Origin of the sequence: Streptomyces beijiangensis (genome assembly GCF_017315755.1) — a bacterium.
GTDB lineage: Bacteria > Actinomycetota > Actinomycetes > Streptomycetales > Streptomycetaceae > Streptomyces > Streptomyces beijiangensis.
On sequence record NZ_JAFLRJ010001484.1, the window covers coordinates 1 to 298 of the forward strand.

1 pseudogene is annotated in these 298 nt (G+C 71.5%); it reads left to right on the top strand.

The window, feature by feature from the left end:
- Nucleotides 1-298, top strand: a pseudogene (locus J0695_RS42360) (transcriptional regulator); the annotation flags it as partial.

Sequence of the window (298 nt, forward strand, 5' to 3'; positions counted from 1 at the left end):
GCGCCCGCGCCGCGTCCGTCGGCCGCCGCACGGCCAGCGCGGGAGAACTGGTTCGCCGTACCGCTGGCACGCCGCCTGGAGGGGCTGGTCGAGGGTCTGGTGGAGGTACACCTCGACGAGGGCGTCTTCCATGTACGGATCGGGGGCGGCGAGCCCCTGTACGGCGACGGACCCGCACCCGGGGCTCCCGATGCCGTACTGACCATGAGTCCCGGCGATTGTCTGGCCGTCGCGGGAGGCGAACTCCCGGCCGAGAAGTTCCTGTTGACTTCGCGTGCGCACGAACACGCAGACTCCG